This window comes from Thioalkalivibrio sp. ALMg3 (assembly GCF_000381225.1).
Taxonomy (GTDB): Bacteria; Pseudomonadota; Gammaproteobacteria; order Ectothiorhodospirales; family Ectothiorhodospiraceae; genus Thioalkalivibrio; species Thioalkalivibrio versutus.
In genome coordinates this window covers 46,364-62,015 of sequence record NZ_KB906230.1, presented here as the reverse complement: position 1 = coordinate 62,015, position 15,652 = coordinate 46,364, and the positions used below count along the sequence as shown (strand labels likewise).

Below are 15,652 nucleotides of genomic sequence, written 5' to 3'. Positions count from 1 at the left end.
TCCGCGAACCCGCCCGCCGTCGACTTGCGATCCCGCCCCGCCCGGCATACTCCGCGCGTTCCGGGGCATACGACCTCCGTATGCACAACATATACCGTATACCGCGTCGCCCCGGTTCGCCTGCCCGGTTCTGTGACTGCGTTAATCCCGCAGCGGTATCCCCGACCGCGATCCCGGCGGCCATGCAACCCCGACGCTGCGGAACGGACGCCGGCACACACCCGCGCAATCGGGCACCCCCGCCCCGAACGCGGCCCACCCAGGCGTGGCCCCGCACACGTTCCGGCGCGGGGTTCAGGACGAAATTCGGGGTCTGTGAGCCAGTTGGCTTGCGAGGATCAAAGGGGACGAATAGCGTTTCCTGCGAGCACCTCCTCCCCTGTGTGCTCGACGCCCCGTGCCTCCAGAGGCCGGGGCGTTTTCATTGGCGGGGCCCGTGTGCCCAGGAGACTCCAGGCGCGGCCCGCAGGCGTTACGACTCCCTTGTGCCGAGTGACTGCACGGCGGTCACCGCGCCTTGTTCGCACGCAAGATCGACTCGCGCGCGAACGGGTCCCTTGATCAGGGTTTCCCTAGTGCGCCAGCAGTTCGCCCAGGGCATGCAGCATGGACTGCAGGCGGACCTCGTGGCGTTCGCCATCGAAATGGCAGGTCTCGACACGGGCATCCTGGCCTCGCTGTTGCCAACCGAAGCAAACCGTGCCGACCGGCTTGGCGTCGGTCCCGCCCCCGGGCCCGGCGATTCCGGTGACCGAGAGCGCGTGATTCGCCCCGCTGCGGGCCAGCCCACCCTCGACCATTGCACGGGCCACCGCCTCGCTGACGGCGCCGTGTTGCTCGATCAACTCGGGCGGCACGCCAACCATCGCGGTCTTGGCGGCGTTCGAGTACGCCACCCAGCCGCATTCGAACCACTGCGAGCTACCCGGGATATCCGTCATCGCCTGCGCGATGCCGCCGCCGGTGCAGGATTCCACGGTGCACAGGCGTTCGCCCTTCGCCATCAGGCGCTCGCTCAGGTCATAAACCAGGGCCGACAGGCTCGGGGCGTCGGACTCGCGGAGGGTCAGGAGGGTGGTGCTCGATTCTGCCGTCATGGCGCGATCATCCCTCCGGATCGAAGGCGACCGCAACCCGCCAGCCGTTGCCGGATGCGCCCTCGACGGGGGCGCAGCGCACCACGCGGCCGTGGCGCTCAAGACCCTCCAGGCGACCGTCCGGGCTTGGCACCGAGACCGTAATGCCCACACCGGCATCGGTCTCGCGCTGCGCCACAAAGGCGCAACCCATGGCGGAGAGGTCCTCCAACTGCACGCTGATGGACTCGCCACTGGAGCGCCAGGTGACGCGCGCCGCCGTGCTGACCTGCATCCGCCGGTGATCGCGCCGATCCTCTTCCCCGATCATGCTCGCCTCCTCCCTGACATCGCGTCGCTTACGCTGTCCCGAGTGTGGCACAACTGCCGCACCTGACCCACCTGCCATGTCGAGCACTGCATCCGTATACTGCGCGTCTGCCCGGATCGAGCGCCGGCGAACCGATGAGCACCGCCGCCCATACGCCGATTCGATGTCGCATTAGCCGGGCAAATCGGCGGCAGACCGCACCACACAACGATGCCAGCCGCGCGAGTGTCTACCCCGCTACTCGAGGGCGTTACGAGGGCGTTATAAGCAGGGGTGTGGAACGTTAGTTGGCCTGCTTGCGGTCCTGATGTGCGCCGGATAGCGTGACTGAAGAGCACCACCCCCCTGTGTGCTCGGCGCCCCGTGCCTTCTCCCCCTGAGAGGCCGGGGCGTTTCTCGTTGGGGTACGGAGCCCGCACGGGAGCACCGGGGGGGGTGCCAACCGATGCCGCCGCGCGCGTGATACCGTGCGCGGCGAACCACCGAGCATTGGACAAATGTCTGATTGCAAATCCCGATTTTTTGGACAGCCGCTAACAAGTGACTGACAAGACGCCACTTTCCGCACACACCCCGATGATGCAGCAGTACCTCGGTATCAAGGCCGAGTACCCGGATACGCTGCTGCTCTACCGCATGGGTGATTTCTACGAGCTGTTCCATGATGACGCCGAGCGCGCCGCGGGACTGCTCGATATCACCCTGACCCGGCGTGGCGAATCGGCCGGACAGCCGATCCCCATGGCCGGGATCCCGGTGCACACGCTGGAGAGCTATCTCGCGCGCCTGCTGAAGCTGGGCGAGAGCGTGGCCATCTGCGAGCAGACCGGCGCTGTCGGAGAACAGAAGGGCCCGGTCAAGCGCGAGGTCGTGCGCATTGTCACCCCCGGTACGGTCACCGAAGAGGCCCTGCTGGAGGCCCGCAGCATCAACCGGATGGTCGCGGTGTGCCCCGCCGGCTCGGCCGCGATCAAGGGCCGCAAGGAGGGCTACGGGATTGCCAGCCTGGAGTTCGCCTCCGGCCAGTTCCGCCTGCTGGAGGTGCGCGACGCGACCGAACTGGCCGCCGAGCTGGCACGGCTGGACCCGGTGGAATGCCTGATCCCCGACCAGGCCGCGCCCATCCCCGGGATCGAGGGCTTCGCCCCGCAGCGCCACGCCGACTGGCATTTCGACGGTGTCTCCGCCCGCCGGGTCCTGACCACGCACTTTGGCACCCGGGACCTCTCCGGCTTTGGCTGCGACGGCCTGGATCTCGGCATCGCCGCGGCCGGCGCCCTGCTCGCCTACGTGCAGAACCGCCATCGCGGGGATCTCGCGCACATCACCGGCCTGGCGCACGAGCTGCGCAGCCAGATGCTGGTGCTGGACCCGGCCACCCGCCGCAACCTGGAGCTGACCCGCACCCTGGGCGGCGAACGCCACGGATCCCTGCTGGCCCTGCTGGACACCACCCGCTCGGCGATGGGTTCGCGCCGGCTGCTGCAGTGGCTGCACCAGCCACTGCGCGACCGCGCCATCATCCGCGAGCGCCAGACCGCGATCACCGGACTTCTGGAGTCGGGGGCCACCGCGCCCCTGCGCGAGGCCCTGGCCGGCAGCGCGGATGTCGAACGCATCCTGTCGCGTATCGTCCTCGGCAGCGCACGGCCGCGCGACCTGACCGCCCTGCTCGCGAGCCTCGAACGCCTGCCGCCCCTGCACCAGGTCCTGACCCCGCTGGCCGCCAGCGCGGCCTCCCTGCAGGCGCTGTACGACGCCCTGGCCCCGGAAGACGAGCTGAGCGCGACCCTGGCCGCCGCGCTGGTCGAGGAGCCACCGCTGCGCGTCACCGACGGCGGCATGATCCGCGCCGGCTTCGATGCCGAACTGGATCGCCTGCGCGCACTGGAGAATGATGCCGACTCGTTCCTGCGCGAGATCGAGGCGCGCGAGCGCGAGGCCACCGGCATCCCCACGCTCAAGGTCGCCTACAACCGCGTGCACGGCTACTACATCGAGGTCTCGCGCACGCGCTCGGCGGAGCTGCCCGGGCGCTTCATGCGCCGCCAGACGCTGAAGAACGCCGAGCGCTACACCACCGAGGAACTCAAGCGCTTCGAGGACGAAATCCTCTCCGCCCGCGAGCAGGCCATGGCCCGCGAGCGCGCCCTGTTCGACGGCCTGATCGCCGAGCTCCAGGGTCGCGCCCCGCGTCTGCGCGTGATTGCGGACGCGCTGGCCGAACTGGATGCCCTGGCCTGTCTGGCCGAGCGGGCCAGGCGCCTGGACTGGCACTGCCCGGAACTGGTGGAGAACCCCGGCATCCGCATCGAACAGGGTCGCCACCCGGTGGTGGAGGCCGGCCTGGATGCGCCCTTCGTCGCCAACGACACCGAGCTGGATCCCGAAGAGCGCCGCCTGCTGGTGATCACCGGCCCCAACATGGGCGGCAAGTCCACCTACATGCGCCAGACCGCGCTGATCGTGCTGCTGGCCTGCATGGGCAGCTTCGTTCCGGCCGCGCGTGCACAGATCGGGCCGGTGGACCGGATCTTCACCCGCATCGGGGCCTCCGACGACCTGACCTCCGGGCGCTCCACCTTCATGGTGGAAATGACCGAGGCCGCCAACATCCTGCACAACGCGGGCCCCGAGAGCCTGGTGCTAATGGACGAGATTGGCCGCGGCACCAGCACCTTCGACGGCCTCGCCCTGGCGCTCGCCTGCGCCGAGCGCCTGGCGCGCCACAATCGCGCCCTGACCCTGTTCGCCACGCACTACTTCGAGCTGACGGCGCTGGCCGAACGCGAGCCCGCGGTCGCCAACGTGCATACCGATGCCATGGAACACGAGCACAGCATCGTGTTCCTGCACCAGGTCCGCGAGGGGCCGGCCAATCAGAGTTACGGCCTGCAGGTAGCGCAACTGGCCGGGGTACCGGCCGATGTCCTGAAGCTCGCGCGCCAGCACCTGCGCGAGCTCGAGGACCGCGCCGCCGAGAGCGACTCGCCGCAACTGGGGCTGTTCACGCCCAAGCCCGACCCGGCCAACGTGGCCGTACCCGAACCCGAGCCGTACGAAGCGGAGGCACGCGCCCTGAAGGCCCTGTTCGACACGCTGGATCCGGACGACATGTCCCCTCGCGAGGCCCTGGATGCCCTCTATCGGATGAAAGACGCCCTGCGCGAAAAGTAGCCGCTGCGTCGAGGGTCAGTCGTCCGGATCCGCGGGCGTGACCGCCTCTTCCTCGGCATCGTCCGGATCACCATCTTCCAGCACATCCGACGGGATCGCCGCGCTGTCCCAGCCGCCACCCAGCGCACGGAATAGCGTCGCGGTGGCCGCCAGCCGATCGCGCGAGGCCTCGGTCAGGGTCAGGCTCGCATCCAGCAGGGCGCGACGCGCGTCCAGCACCTCCAGATAGCCCACGAAGCCGCCGAGATAGCGCCGCTCCGCCAGGTCAAGGACCTCGATCCGGGCACGCATCTCGCGCTGGCGTGCCTCCACCCGCTCGCCTCCTGCCCAAACAGGGCCGCCAGATTCAGGCTCGGCAACCATTCGGCCCGCGCCTGCACCACACGGGCCGCGGCGATCCCAGCGTCGAGGTCGTTCTCCAGGGCGTCGCGCACTAGGCGGTCGAGCCGCGGGTCCTCGAACCTCTCCCACCAGAACTCGGCATCGGCGGAGTCCTTGTCCATCTGCTCGCCAACCGCCCCCGGCCACGCCTCCGGGAGGGCGACCTCCGGGCGCTCGCAGTCCGGCCCCACCGCACAGCCCGCCAGCACGAGGGCCACACGGGGACGCCACCGACCCATCCCGTAAAGGCTGTTGCAGCCCATCGGATCCCGAAATGACGCCGGCCCGCGCCCGGGATTCACGACTCCGGTGGTGGAGGCGTTACAATGCCGCCATATCCTGTCGGCAGGGCCAGGGACACGTGCCGCCGCGACCATGACCGGGCCTCAAAAATCCCGGTCAACTGACTGAATTCAAAGGGAGACAAGCATGGCTTTCATCGTTCTCGATAACTGCATCAAGTGCAAGTACACCGATTGCGTCGAGGTCTGCCCGGTCGACTGCTTCCATGAAGGACCGAACTTCCTGGCCATCGACCCCGACGAATGCATCGACTGCACCCTGTGCGAGCCGGAATGCCCGGCCGAAGCCATCGTGCCGGAGGACGACGTCCCCGAAGACCAGCTGCAGTTCATCGAACTGAACGCCGAACTCGCCCGCACCTGGCCGGTCATCACCGCGCGCAAGGACCCGCCGGCCGACGCCGAGGATTGGGACGGCGTGGAAGGCAAACTCCAGTACCTGGAACGCTAACCCCGGCAAGACCGGTCCCAGCCAGCCGCCAGCCTGGAGCTGCGCCACCACCCGGGGAGCGGCTCCTCCACTGGCCCCGCGCAACGCCCACCCGCCCTGCTACGCACCCGCGCCAGGAAGTGCTCGATGCGCGGCCGCCTCCGCTGACGGCAGCATCCTCCCGCAGGCTGCCCTGCAGGCCATTGATGATCGACCCAGTACGGGAAGACCCGACGACGATCCAGGGCTCGGAAGCGCCGCCTCAGGCAGCAGGGCGATCAGGGCGATCAGGGCGATCAGGGAACAAGTGGCCTGGAATCCACCACAAGTACACCACCATGCCGACCAGCTCGACCAGGGACTGGAACACCACCACGACCACGGCGAGTTCCAGCCCCTGCGGCAGGGCGAGCACGATGGGCAGGACCACGAAGGAGTTGCGCGACCCGAGGCTGAAGGCGAGCACCCGCCCTTCGGCTATCGGCAGGCCGAACACCTGGGCCAGGGCCCGCGCCAGCAGGGCCGCGACCACCAGGAAACCGGCAAAGATCAGTAGCAGCGGCAGCAGCATGTCGGCCCCGTCGAGCACCGTGTTGACCTGCGAGGCCGCGATGATGAACACCACCACGGCCAGCAACGGGACCGGCAGCCAGGCCAGGCCCGAGATCAGGTGTCCGCGGCCGGGGTCGTCGTTGGCCCAGCGTTCGGTGAGATAGGCAAGGATCAGCGGGACCAGGATCAACCCCGCGAAGGCCTTCAGCACGTCCTCGCCAGCCAGCGCCAGGGTGAACTCACCGCCAAAGAACAGCCACAGATAAAGCGGCAGCAGCGCCAGCTGCAGCAGGAGCGAAATGGGGGAGAAGGCGATGGCCCGGCGGGTATCGCCGCCGCCGAGATGGGTAAAGGTGATGAACCAGTCGGTGCAGGGCACCAGCAGCACGAGGGCGATCCCCAGCAGGATCGCCGGATCGCCCGGCGCCACCTGGAGGATCGCCCAGACCAGCGGCGGGATCACCACGAAATTGCCGATCACCGCGGCCAGCAGCAAACGCGGCTCGCGGAACCCCTCACCCAGGTGGATCAGCGGCGTCTGCGTAAATGTGGCGTACAGCAGCACCCCGAGTACGGGCCAGAGCACCACATCCAGCCACTCGCTGGCCCCCGGCGCGGACACTCCCAGGAAAAGCCCCAGGGCGATGGTCACCAGGTAGATCAGGACCTGATACTGCTCCAGCCGCTCACGCATCCGCGAACGCGGCTCGGGCACGACACAAGGCGTTTACCAGAGCCAGGTTTCGGGTTGCTCGATAGCGCGGTTGTCGTTGTTGGCCAGCAGGCCCTTGATGCAGCGCACCAGCAGCCAGATCACCAGGGCGAGGAAGATCACGAAGCCAATGCCGATCGGCGTCGTGATGACCCCGAGCACGGCAAATAACAGCCCGATCCAGAACGTGCGGATCTGGTAGGTGAAGTGGGAGACGCTGACGGCATCGGCCTCGCCGCGCTTGATATAGGCGATGATCAGGCCGGCGATGGCGGTCAGCGCGGTCAGGAAGCTCACCAGATAAAGCACGTATACCACGGTGACCATCGTGCCATCCTTGCGCGGGCCGAGCGTGGGCTCGCTCACGTTGCTGCGCACAACTTCCGGTTTCGGATCTTCGGACACTTCGCACCTCCTGTGGCGTGAATGACGGGGACCAACTTATCAGACTCGCCCGATGCCTATCCGGGCCCGCCCAGCACGATGAGCAGGATACCGACAAGGGCAAAGAAGAACCCGGCCAGTTGCACCCGTGACATGCGCTCGGCCTGGAACAATCGCGCCATCAGCGCCGTCGGCGCCGGGGACAGCGCCCCGGCCACCGCGATGATCGACAACAGGCCCATGCGCACCGCGACCACGAAGGCTACGGTCGCCGCCGCCTGTAACAGACCTGCCAGCGACAGCAACACCAGGGTCGAGCGGCTCATCCCCAGCTGCGGACGGCGGATCAGCATCACCACCAGAAGGGCCAGGGCACCCACTGCCGAGGTCGCGACCACCGGCCACAGCGGCGAGCCGGCCTCGGCCTCGTTGAGGAACACGAATATCAGACCGAAGCAGGCCCCCGCGATCGCCGCGTCGAGCAGGCCACGAACCGGATGCTCCCCCCTCGCCAGCGCCATCAGGCCACGTACCGGTTCATCCAGGTTGCGCGGACTCGCCTTGCGCGCCCCGCCAGAAATCATCCCGATCGCGATCACGATCGCGGCGATCCCGAGCAACGCCAGCAGCCCCGGCTGTTCACCCAGCGCGAGTCCGACCAGCAGCGGCACCAGCGCCGAGATCACCCCGGTCACCGCAGCGACCAGCCCCATCGAACCCTGGGCCAGGCCGTGGTAATACGCCAGCAGGCCCAGCGCCAGGGCAAGCCCCGCGGCCCCACCCCAGATCAGGGCCTGCGCTCCAGGCAGACCCGCCAGCGGAAGGGCGATCACCAACAGGGCTGCGGTCGCAAGGATCTGCGAATAGCAGGCCACCACCAGCGCCGGAATGCGTCGCGAGGCCAGCCCGCCGAAGAAATCGCCGGCGCCAAACCCCAGGGCCGTCAGCAGGCCCAGAAAGAACGCCAACTCAGACCCTGCCGCGGTTCGAACCCATCATGCGCGGGCTTACTCGTGCGCGCCGTCGAGCATGTCCTTCAGGGCCTCTTCGCTACCGGCATGGCCGACGCCGGTCACCACACCCTCGGTGTCCAGCAGGATCACGGTCGCCTGCTCGCGCTGATGCGGCAGGAAGCCGGCATCGGCCTCGCTGGAGGTCACCACGATGGAATAGTCACGCGCCTGCATCCGCGGCAGCACCACGTTCTGCATCGGCTGCGGCGGCATCTCGTGGATGTCGGCGATGTAGACGATGCCCTCGCGTTCTTCGGCGGTCATGCCACTCAGAACCGCATTGGCGATACCGGCCGGCGCGGCCTCCACGGTCTTCAGGATCACGCGGGCATTGCCCGGCAGCTCCACCGGATTACCGTGCTGGTCGTTCAGGGTGCGCTCGGGAAAGGGCTGGCCTTCGGCGAACTCGGGCTCCGGGCCACCGCCGGACATGCAACCGGCAACAAGCCCGGCCGCGGCCAGCAGGACGGCGGGCAGAAAGGATCGGGCGATACGGGACATGACAGTTCTCCTGCGAATCGAAACATGGAATCGAGCGCGCAGCACGGGCGCGCTTCAGCGCCGCCGATGGTAACGCATCGAGTGCGTCAGTAGACTGCAACGACCTTCACGACCGACGCCTGCATGCTGTATTCGCTGATCAAACTGCTGCGCCCGCACCAGTACATCAAGAACGGGTTCGTGTTCCTCGGCGTGGTGTTCGCGCACGAGTGGGGCGAACCCGGCACGGTGCTGGCGGCCAGTCTCGCCTTCCTCGCCTTCTGCGCGATCGCCAGCGCCGTGTACGTGCTGAACGACATCGTCGATGTCGAGGCCGACCGCCAGCATCCGACCAAGCGCGACCGCCCCATCGCCAGCGGTGCGATCAGCGTCCCCACCGCCTGGGCAATCTTCGCAACGGCGGCGGTCCTCGCGCTGGTCCTCGCGGCGATGGTCAGCACCTGGGTCATCGCGCTGATCCTGACCTACCTGGTGCTGAACGTCGCCTATTCCTGGTCGCTGAAGCACATCGTGATCCTTGATGTATTCAGCATCGCGGCCGGCTTCATGCTGCGCATCCTCGCCGGCACCCTGGGCCTGGGCATCGAACCCTCGCAGTGGCTGCTGCTGTGCGGCCTGATGCTGACGCTGTTTCTCGGCTTCGCCAAGCGCCGCGCGGAGCTGGCCGACGACACCATCGAACGCCGCGGCAACACCGATCGGCCGCGGCGCGTGCTCGACGACTACAGCCTCAGCCTGCTCGATCAGTTCACCTCCATCAGCGCCGCCTGCACGGTACTCGCCTATGGCCTGTACACCGTCAGCGCGGAGACCATGGCCCTGCACGGCACCGACGGGCTGATCTACACCCTGCCGTTCGTGATCTACGGCATCTTCCGCTACCTGTTCCTGCTGCACGCCCGCGGCGGCGGCAACGACACCTCGCGCGACCTGGTCACCGACCCCCACCTGCTGGCCACTGTTGCGGTGTGGCTGGGGGTCACCATCGCCGTGCTCGCATGAGCGCGGTACGGCTCTCCGGCTGGCGCCTGCGCGCCGTGATGTTCTCGATCATCGTGGCCGTCGCCCTGTATCTCGGGGTCGCCCTGTGGGCCGGGGCGGACGAGGTCTGGCGCGCCCTCAAGCTGGTGGGCTTCGGCGGACTGCTGCTGGCCCTGGCGCTGTCACTGGTGAACTACAGCCTGCGCTTTGCCCGCTGGCAGCTGTACCTGCGCACCCTGGGCCATGCCGTCCCGGCCCGCGCCAGCCTGCACATCTACGTGGCCGGCTTTGCCCTGACCACCACCCCCGGAAAGGCCGGGGAGGCCCTGCGCGGGGTGCTGCTGAAACGCCGCCACGTACCCTACCCCGACAGCTTCGCGGCGTTCGTCTCCGAACGCCTGTCCGACCTGATCGCGGTGGTGCTGCTGTCCATGCTGGGACTAACCCTGGTCGCCCAGGGCACCTGGCTGATCCTGATCGGTGCCGCCTGCATCCTGGCCGCGCTGGTGGTGCTCGCCTGGCGCCGGCCGCTGGCGTGGCTGCAAACCGTGAGCGACCGCCCGGGCCAGCGTCTGTGGCGCACCCTGCACCATCTGGTTACCGTCCTGCTGCAGGCGCGGCGCTGCCACCGGCCCGCCCTGCTGGCCGGCGCCACCGTGCTCAGCGTGATCGCCTGGAGCGCGGAGGCCCTGGCCTTCTGGTGGATCCTCAACGCCATGGGCTTCGAGGCCACGTTCGCCTTTGCCGCGTTCGTGTTCGCCCTGGCCATGCTGGCGGGCGCGCTGAGCTTCCTGCCGGGGGGGCTCGGCGGCACCGAGGCGGTGATGATCGCCCTGCTGCTATGGGCCGACATGCCACCGGCCGATGCGGTCGCGGCGACCATGCTGATCCGCTTCACCACGCTGTGGTTCGCGGTGATCCTCGGCCTGATCGCGCTGGGCACCAACCCCGAGGCCCGCGGCCGCGAACTCCCGGACCCGCACCATGGCTAGGCTCGCCATGCCAATCCCGTCATTGCGAGGCCCCGCAGGGGCCGTGGCAATCTCCCGAAGCTGTTCCGGGCGTTGGGGGCAGGAGACGGCGATAACTCGCTGCGCTCGCCCGTCGGGCCGGCCTGCGGCCGTTCAACGCGCTACGCGCTTTTGTGCCGCGGCCCCTGCGGGGCCTCGCAATGACGGGGACATTGGGCGCGTGGAGCCCAGGGCATGACCGCCAGCTGGAACCGCATCCCTCGGGTGGAACATGCGGCCGAGGTCGCGCTCGGTCGCCGCGGGCGGGCATTGCCCGACGTGCCGCGCCCGCTGCTCGCCCACGGGCTGGGGCGCAGCTATGGCGACGTCTGCCTGAATCCCCAGGCCTCGCTGCTGCACACGCCGGGGCTGGATCGCTTCGTGGCCTTCGACGCGGCCACGGGACGGATGACGGCCGAGGCCGGGGTATCGCTGGATGCGCTGCTGCGCTTCGCCGTGCCGCGCGGCTGGTTCCCGCCGGTGGTGCCCGGCACGCGCTTCGTTACCCTGGGGGGTGCGGTCGCCAATGACGTGCACGGCAAGAACCACCACCAGGCCGGCAGCTTCGGCGACCATGTACGCGCCCTGACCCTGCGTCGTTCCGATGGCCAGGTGCTGGAGGTCACCCCCGAGAACACACCCGACTGGTTCGCCGCGACCGTCGGCGGCCTGGGCCTGACCGGCCTGATCGAGACCGTGACCCTGCAACTGGCCCCGATCCGCAGCGCCTGGATGCGCGCCTGGTCGCAGCGCTTCGACTCGCTGGACGCATTCTGGGAGCTGAATGCCCAGTCCGAGCGCGAGTGGCCCTACACCGTGGCCTGGATCGACTGCCTGAACCCGGGAGCGGGCGGCCGGGTCGGTCGCGGCATCTACAGCGGCGGGCGCCATGCCACCACCGCGCCGCGCAAGGACGCCTGGCACGAACACCGCCGCAGCATCCCGCTGGACCCGCCGGTGTCGCTGGTCAACCGCCTGACCCTGCGCGCGTTCAACCACCTCTACTACCGCCAGCCGGTGCACGCGACCCCGCGCGCGGTCCATCACCTGCCCTGGCTGTTCCCGCTGGACGCGATCCGGCACTGGAACCGGATCTACGGTCACGACGGGTTCTACCAGTACCAGTGCGTGCTGCCGCCGGCGGCTTCAAAGGACGGCGTGCAGGCCCTGCTGGATGCCATCGCCGCCAGTGGCCAGGGGTCGTTCCTCGCGGTGCTCAAGACCTTCGGCGACCGCGCCGCGCCGGGCCTGCTGTCCTTCCCGCGCCCGGGTGCCACGCTCGCGCTGGACTTCCCGGAAAAGGGCCGCGACACCGAACGCCTGTTCGCGCGCCTGGACGCGATCGTGCAGGAGGCCGGCGGTGCCCTGTACCCTGCGAAGGACGCACGCATGCCGGCCGACGTCTTCCGCCAGGGGTTCCCCCGCTGGGAGGCCTTCGCCGAGTATGTGGACCCCGAATTCTCCTCCGGCTTCTGGCGCAGGGTGACTGCATGAACCCAATGAAGAACGTTGTCCTCTTTGGTGCCACCTCGGCCATTGCCTCCGCGACGGCGCGGGAGTTGGTGGATACCGGTGCCCGGCTGTTCTGCGTGGCCCGCGACGGCGAGGCGCTGGAGGCCCTGCTGGCCGACCTGCGGGTGCGTGGCGACGACCCGGACGGCGCCCGCATCCTCGGCGCCACGGCGGATCTGGCCGACGTCGACGGCCACGCCGCCATCTGGCAACAGGCGCAGGAGGCCCTGGGCGAGGTGGACAGCGTGCTGCTGGCCTGGGGCACCCTGCCCGACCAGGCCGCCTGCAACGCCTCGGTGGACGGGACCCTCGAGGCGATCCACGTCAACGGCACCAGCGCCATCGCCCTGCTCGCCCGCATCGCGCCGGACTTCGAGGCCCGCGGCCGGGGCGTGATCGCCGCCATCGGCTCGGTCGCCGGCGACCGCGGGCGCCAGAGCAACTACGCCTATGGCACGGCGAAGGGCATGCTCGCGATCTACCTGCAGGGCCTGCGCAACCGGCTGTTCTTCAGCGGTGTGGACGTGGTCACGCTCAAGCCCGGCTTCGTGCGCACCCCGATGACCGAGGGCTTCAACCGCGCCGGCGCCCTGTGGGCCGAACCGGAAACGGTCGCCCGGGGCATCATCCGCGCCATGCACCGTGGCCGCGACGTGGCCTACCTGCCCGGCAAGTGGTGGGTCATCATGACCATCATCCGCCTGATCCCCGAATACCTGTTCAAGCGCCTCAAGCTCTAGGGAAACACTGATCCATGTACACACTCGCGTTGGAACCCCAGGTTTGCCGAGACCAGGCGCGGTGCGCAGCCGGTAGTGGTTCTACCGGCAAGGGCCGCAACGCAGGATCGGGGAACCTGGGGTGCCAACCCCACAAGCGATTGAATGCAGGGGCTCGGCCGCTTTTGCGTGGGAACGGCATTGCGGTTCCCTTGTGCAGAATGACTGCACGGCAGTCACCGCGCCTTGTTCGCACGCAAAAGCGACTCGAGCGCGAGCGTGTACATGGATCAGTGTTTCCCTAGCCATGTCCGCCCCCACCCGGCCCGGCCCCGCGCGGCAGATCGTGCTGTTCGATTTTGATGGCACCCTGACCCGGCGCGACAGCCTGTTCCCCTTCCTGCGCCACGCGCTGGGGACAGTGGAATTCCTGCGCCGGCTGCCGGACTGCCTCCCCGCCCTGACCGGCCTGGCGCTGAAGCGCCTCTCCAACCAGGATGCGAAGGAGGCCGTGCTAACCCGCATGCTGGCCGGCGAGACCCTCGCCCACCTGCAGGCAAAGGGCCGCGAGTTCGCCGAGGGCCGCCTGGACCGGCTGCTGCGCCCGGCGGGCATGCGCGCGCTCCAGGCCCACCAGGCCGCGGGCCATGACTGCGTGCTGGTGTCCGCCTCGCTGGATCTCTGGCTGCAGCCCTGGGCCGAGCGCCACGGCCTTGCCGGCGTAGTCAGCTCGCGCCTGGCGGTCGATGACAGCGAACGCGTGACCGGGCGCCTCGACGGTACCAACTGCCGGGGCGCGGCCAAGCCGGCCGCCATCGCCGCCTGGCTGGCGACCCTGCCCCCGGAGGAGCCGGTGGACCTGGTCGCGGCCTACGGCGACAGCGACGCCGACCAGCCAATGCTGGAGCTGGCCCGCAGCGGCTACCGGCTGCGTCGGGGCCGCTTCCGGCGCGCCCACGGACCCGCCCTGGAGGGTGCCCCCGAGTGAGACCGACACCCACCGCGTGGCCGTGGCTCGCGCGCCACTACGGCGCGATCCTGCTGGCCGTCCTGCTGGTCAAGATCGGCATGGCATGGGCGCTGCCGATCACCGGCGACGAGGCCTATTTCCTCATCTGGGGCCATAACCCGGATCTGGGCTATTACGACCACCCGCCGATGATCGGCTGGTGGCTCGGCGCCATCCTGCCGCTGTCGGACAATCCGCTGGCGATCCGCGCCCTGGGCATCTTCGCCTCCATGGCCCCGGCGCTTGCGGTCTTTCTCTGGTGGCGACATACCGATCCGGTCCGGGCGCGCCTGGTCTCGCTGCTGGCGCTGTTCATGCCGCTGTTCTTCATCGCGGTCATCACCGCGACGGACACCCCGCTGATCCTGTTCGCCCTGCTCGCCACCGGCCTCGCCTGGCTGGCGCTGCGCACCGGGCGCGCGGCCTATTTCCTGCTCGCCGGGCTGGCCCTGGGGCTGGCGTTCCTGTCCAAGTACTTCGCGGTGCTCCTGGGCATCGCGCTGGGGCTGCACATCCTGCTGTTCGCGCGGCAACACTGGCGCGGCCTCTTGCTGATCATCCTCGGCGTGGTGCCGGCGGTCGCCCTCAATCTGTACTGGAACTGGGACAACTGCTGGTACAACGTGATGTTCAACGTCGTGAATCGGCATGGCGACGGCGGCTTCGACCCGGGCAACTGGCTCACCTACGCGATCCTGCTCGTCTACCTGTTCACGCCCTGGCTGCTGTGGTTCTACGCCCGCCAGTGGCGCGCCCTGGCCGCCGGCATCCGCGAGCACCAGCTGGGCGTGTTCCTCTCCGCCGGGCTGATCCCGCTGATCCTGTTTGCCCTGCTCGCCCCGTTCAAGAGCATCGGGCTGCACTGGCTCGCCGCCTTCGCGCCCTTCCTGCTGCTGCCCGCGCTGTTCCTGGCCCGACGCTCGCTGACGCTCGGCGTCTGGCTCTCCGGGGCCCTCGCGATGCTGCACGCCGTCGCGATCCTGACCCTCGCGCTGATGCCGGTGGAATGGCTGAAGGGCCAGGACCGCTACGCCGACGCCGTGTTCTACCTGGCCCCGGAATCGGTGGCCGGGGTGGTGGGCGAATACGACACGGACTGGCACGTCTTCACCCGCAGCTACTCGCGCTCGGCGGTACTGGGCTACTACGCCGGCCGCGAGGTCGGGGTGTTCGGCCCCGGCTCGCACTACGGGCGCCAGGACGACCTGCTCACCGACTTCCGCGCGCTGGACGGTGCCAACCTGCTCTACGTCCCCACCCGCGGCGAGCTGGATCCGGCGCAGGTGGAGCCCTTCTTCGACGAGGTGCGCATACGCGAAGTCACCATCCGCGGCGTCGCCTGGACCCTCGCCGAGGGCCGCGGCTTCGACTACGCTGCCTACCACGATCGCGTCCTGGAACCCGTGCTCGCGCGCTACTACGACCTCCCGGACTGGCTGCCCGAGGGCCGCTGCGACTTCGTCGAGCGCTACACCCGCTGACCCACGGACGGGAGGGAAATGCGCCTACCGCGTCCCCGAAACCGAAGCCGGTTCGAGGCACCGACTTGTGCGGCGCGCTAG

14 protein-coding genes and 1 pseudogene are annotated in these 15,652 nt (G+C 69.0%); 8 read left to right on the top strand and 7 right to left on the bottom strand.

Going from position 1 to position 15,652, the window contains the following annotated elements; all coding sequences use genetic code 11:
• Positions 1-572: 572 nt before the first annotated feature.
• Together F622_RS0111300 and F622_RS0111295 are read right to left on the bottom strand one after the other, a co-directional pair.
• Positions 573-1,097, bottom strand: a complete 525-nt coding sequence (locus F622_RS0111300; protein ID WP_018177050.1) for a CinA family protein — start codon at positions 1,095-1,097, stop codon at positions 573-575.
• 7 nt (positions 1,098-1,104) lie between these two features.
• On the bottom strand, positions 1,105-1,407 hold the full coding sequence (locus F622_RS0111295) for a PilZ domain-containing protein (RefSeq protein WP_018144308.1): 303 nt from the start codon (positions 1,405-1,407) through the stop codon (positions 1,105-1,107).
• Positions 1,408-1,986: 579 nt separating this feature from the next.
• On the opposite strand from F622_RS0111295, the gene mutS reads away from it, so the two are divergent.
• Positions 1,987-4,584 carry a DNA mismatch repair protein MutS gene (gene mutS / locus F622_RS0111290; protein WP_018177049.1) on the top strand — a complete coding sequence of 866 codons (2,598 nt, stop codon included), beginning with the start codon at positions 1,987-1,989 and terminating at the stop codon, positions 4,582-4,584.
• Between the two features lie 15 nt (positions 4,585-4,599).
• Here the strand turns inward: mutS and F622_RS14305 are convergent.
• A pseudogene (locus F622_RS14305) lies at positions 4,600-5,228 on the bottom strand (TolC family protein).
• A 166-nt stretch (positions 5,229-5,394) separates the two neighbouring features.
• Between F622_RS14305 and fdxA the strand changes: the two are divergent.
• Positions 5,395-5,718: a ferredoxin FdxA gene (gene fdxA / locus F622_RS0111280; protein ID WP_018168634.1), complete on the top strand. Its 324-nt coding sequence runs from the start codon at positions 5,395-5,397 to the stop codon at positions 5,716-5,718.
• 241 nt (positions 5,719-5,959) lie between these two features.
• On the opposite strand, the gene F622_RS0111275 is transcribed toward fdxA, so the two are convergent.
• Genes F622_RS0111275 through F622_RS0111260 form a run of 4 tightly spaced genes read right to left on the bottom strand, consistent with a single transcriptional unit; the run spans position 5,960 to position 8,859 of the window.
• On the bottom strand, positions 5,960-6,943 hold the full coding sequence (locus tag F622_RS0111275; protein WP_019571996.1) for an arsenic resistance protein: 984 nt from the start codon (positions 6,941-6,943) through the stop codon (positions 5,960-5,962).
• Between the two features lie 33 nt (positions 6,944-6,976).
• Entirely contained in the window at positions 6,977-7,366 is a 390-nt protein-coding gene (locus F622_RS0111270) for a hypothetical protein (protein WP_018177047.1), read from the bottom strand.
• Between the two features lie 56 nt (positions 7,367-7,422).
• Positions 7,423-8,313, bottom strand: coding sequence for an EamA family transporter (locus tag F622_RS0111265; protein WP_018177046.1), 891 nt, complete (start codon positions 8,311-8,313; stop codon positions 7,423-7,425).
• Between the two features lie 39 nt (positions 8,314-8,352).
• Positions 8,353-8,859: a hypothetical protein gene (locus F622_RS0111260; RefSeq protein WP_018177045.1), complete on the bottom strand. Its 507-nt coding sequence runs from the start codon at positions 8,857-8,859 to the stop codon at positions 8,353-8,355.
• 123 nt (positions 8,860-8,982) lie between these two features.
• Between F622_RS0111260 and F622_RS0111255 the strand changes: the two genes are divergently transcribed.
• The 6 genes from F622_RS0111255 to F622_RS0111230 all read left to right on the top strand — a co-directional run bounded on the left by F622_RS0111255 (position 8,983) and on the right by F622_RS0111230 (position 15,571).
• On the top strand, positions 8,983-9,861 hold the full coding sequence (locus F622_RS0111255; protein WP_018177044.1) for a decaprenyl-phosphate phosphoribosyltransferase: 879 nt from the start codon (positions 8,983-8,985) through the stop codon (positions 9,859-9,861).
• Positions 9,858-10,832: a lysylphosphatidylglycerol synthase transmembrane domain-containing protein gene (locus tag F622_RS0111250; protein WP_019571995.1), complete on the top strand. Its 975-nt coding sequence runs from the start codon at positions 9,858-9,860 to the stop codon at positions 10,830-10,832. The genes F622_RS0111255 and F622_RS0111250 overlap by 4 nt, the downstream gene beginning before the upstream one ends.
• A 213-nt stretch (positions 10,833-11,045) precedes the next feature.
• Positions 11,046-12,344 (top strand): FAD-binding oxidoreductase, encoded by a 1,299-nt coding sequence (locus tag F622_RS0111245; protein ID WP_019571994.1) that lies wholly within the window; start codon positions 11,046-11,048, stop codon positions 12,342-12,344.
• Between the two features lie 5 nt (positions 12,345-12,349).
• Entirely contained in the window at positions 12,350-13,102 is a 753-nt protein-coding gene (locus tag F622_RS0111240; RefSeq protein ID WP_019571993.1) for an SDR family oxidoreductase, read from the top strand.
• A gap of 286 nt (positions 13,103-13,388) precedes the next feature.
• Entirely contained in the window at positions 13,389-14,069 is a 681-nt protein-coding gene (locus F622_RS0111235; RefSeq protein ID WP_019571992.1) for an HAD-IB family hydrolase, read from the top strand.
• Positions 14,066-15,571, top strand: a complete 1,506-nt coding sequence (locus tag F622_RS0111230) for a glycosyltransferase family 39 protein (protein WP_019571991.1) — start codon at positions 14,066-14,068, stop codon at positions 15,569-15,571. The genes F622_RS0111235 and F622_RS0111230 overlap by 4 nt, the downstream gene beginning before the upstream one ends.
• The last annotated feature ends 81 nt before the right edge of the window (positions 15,572-15,652 follow it).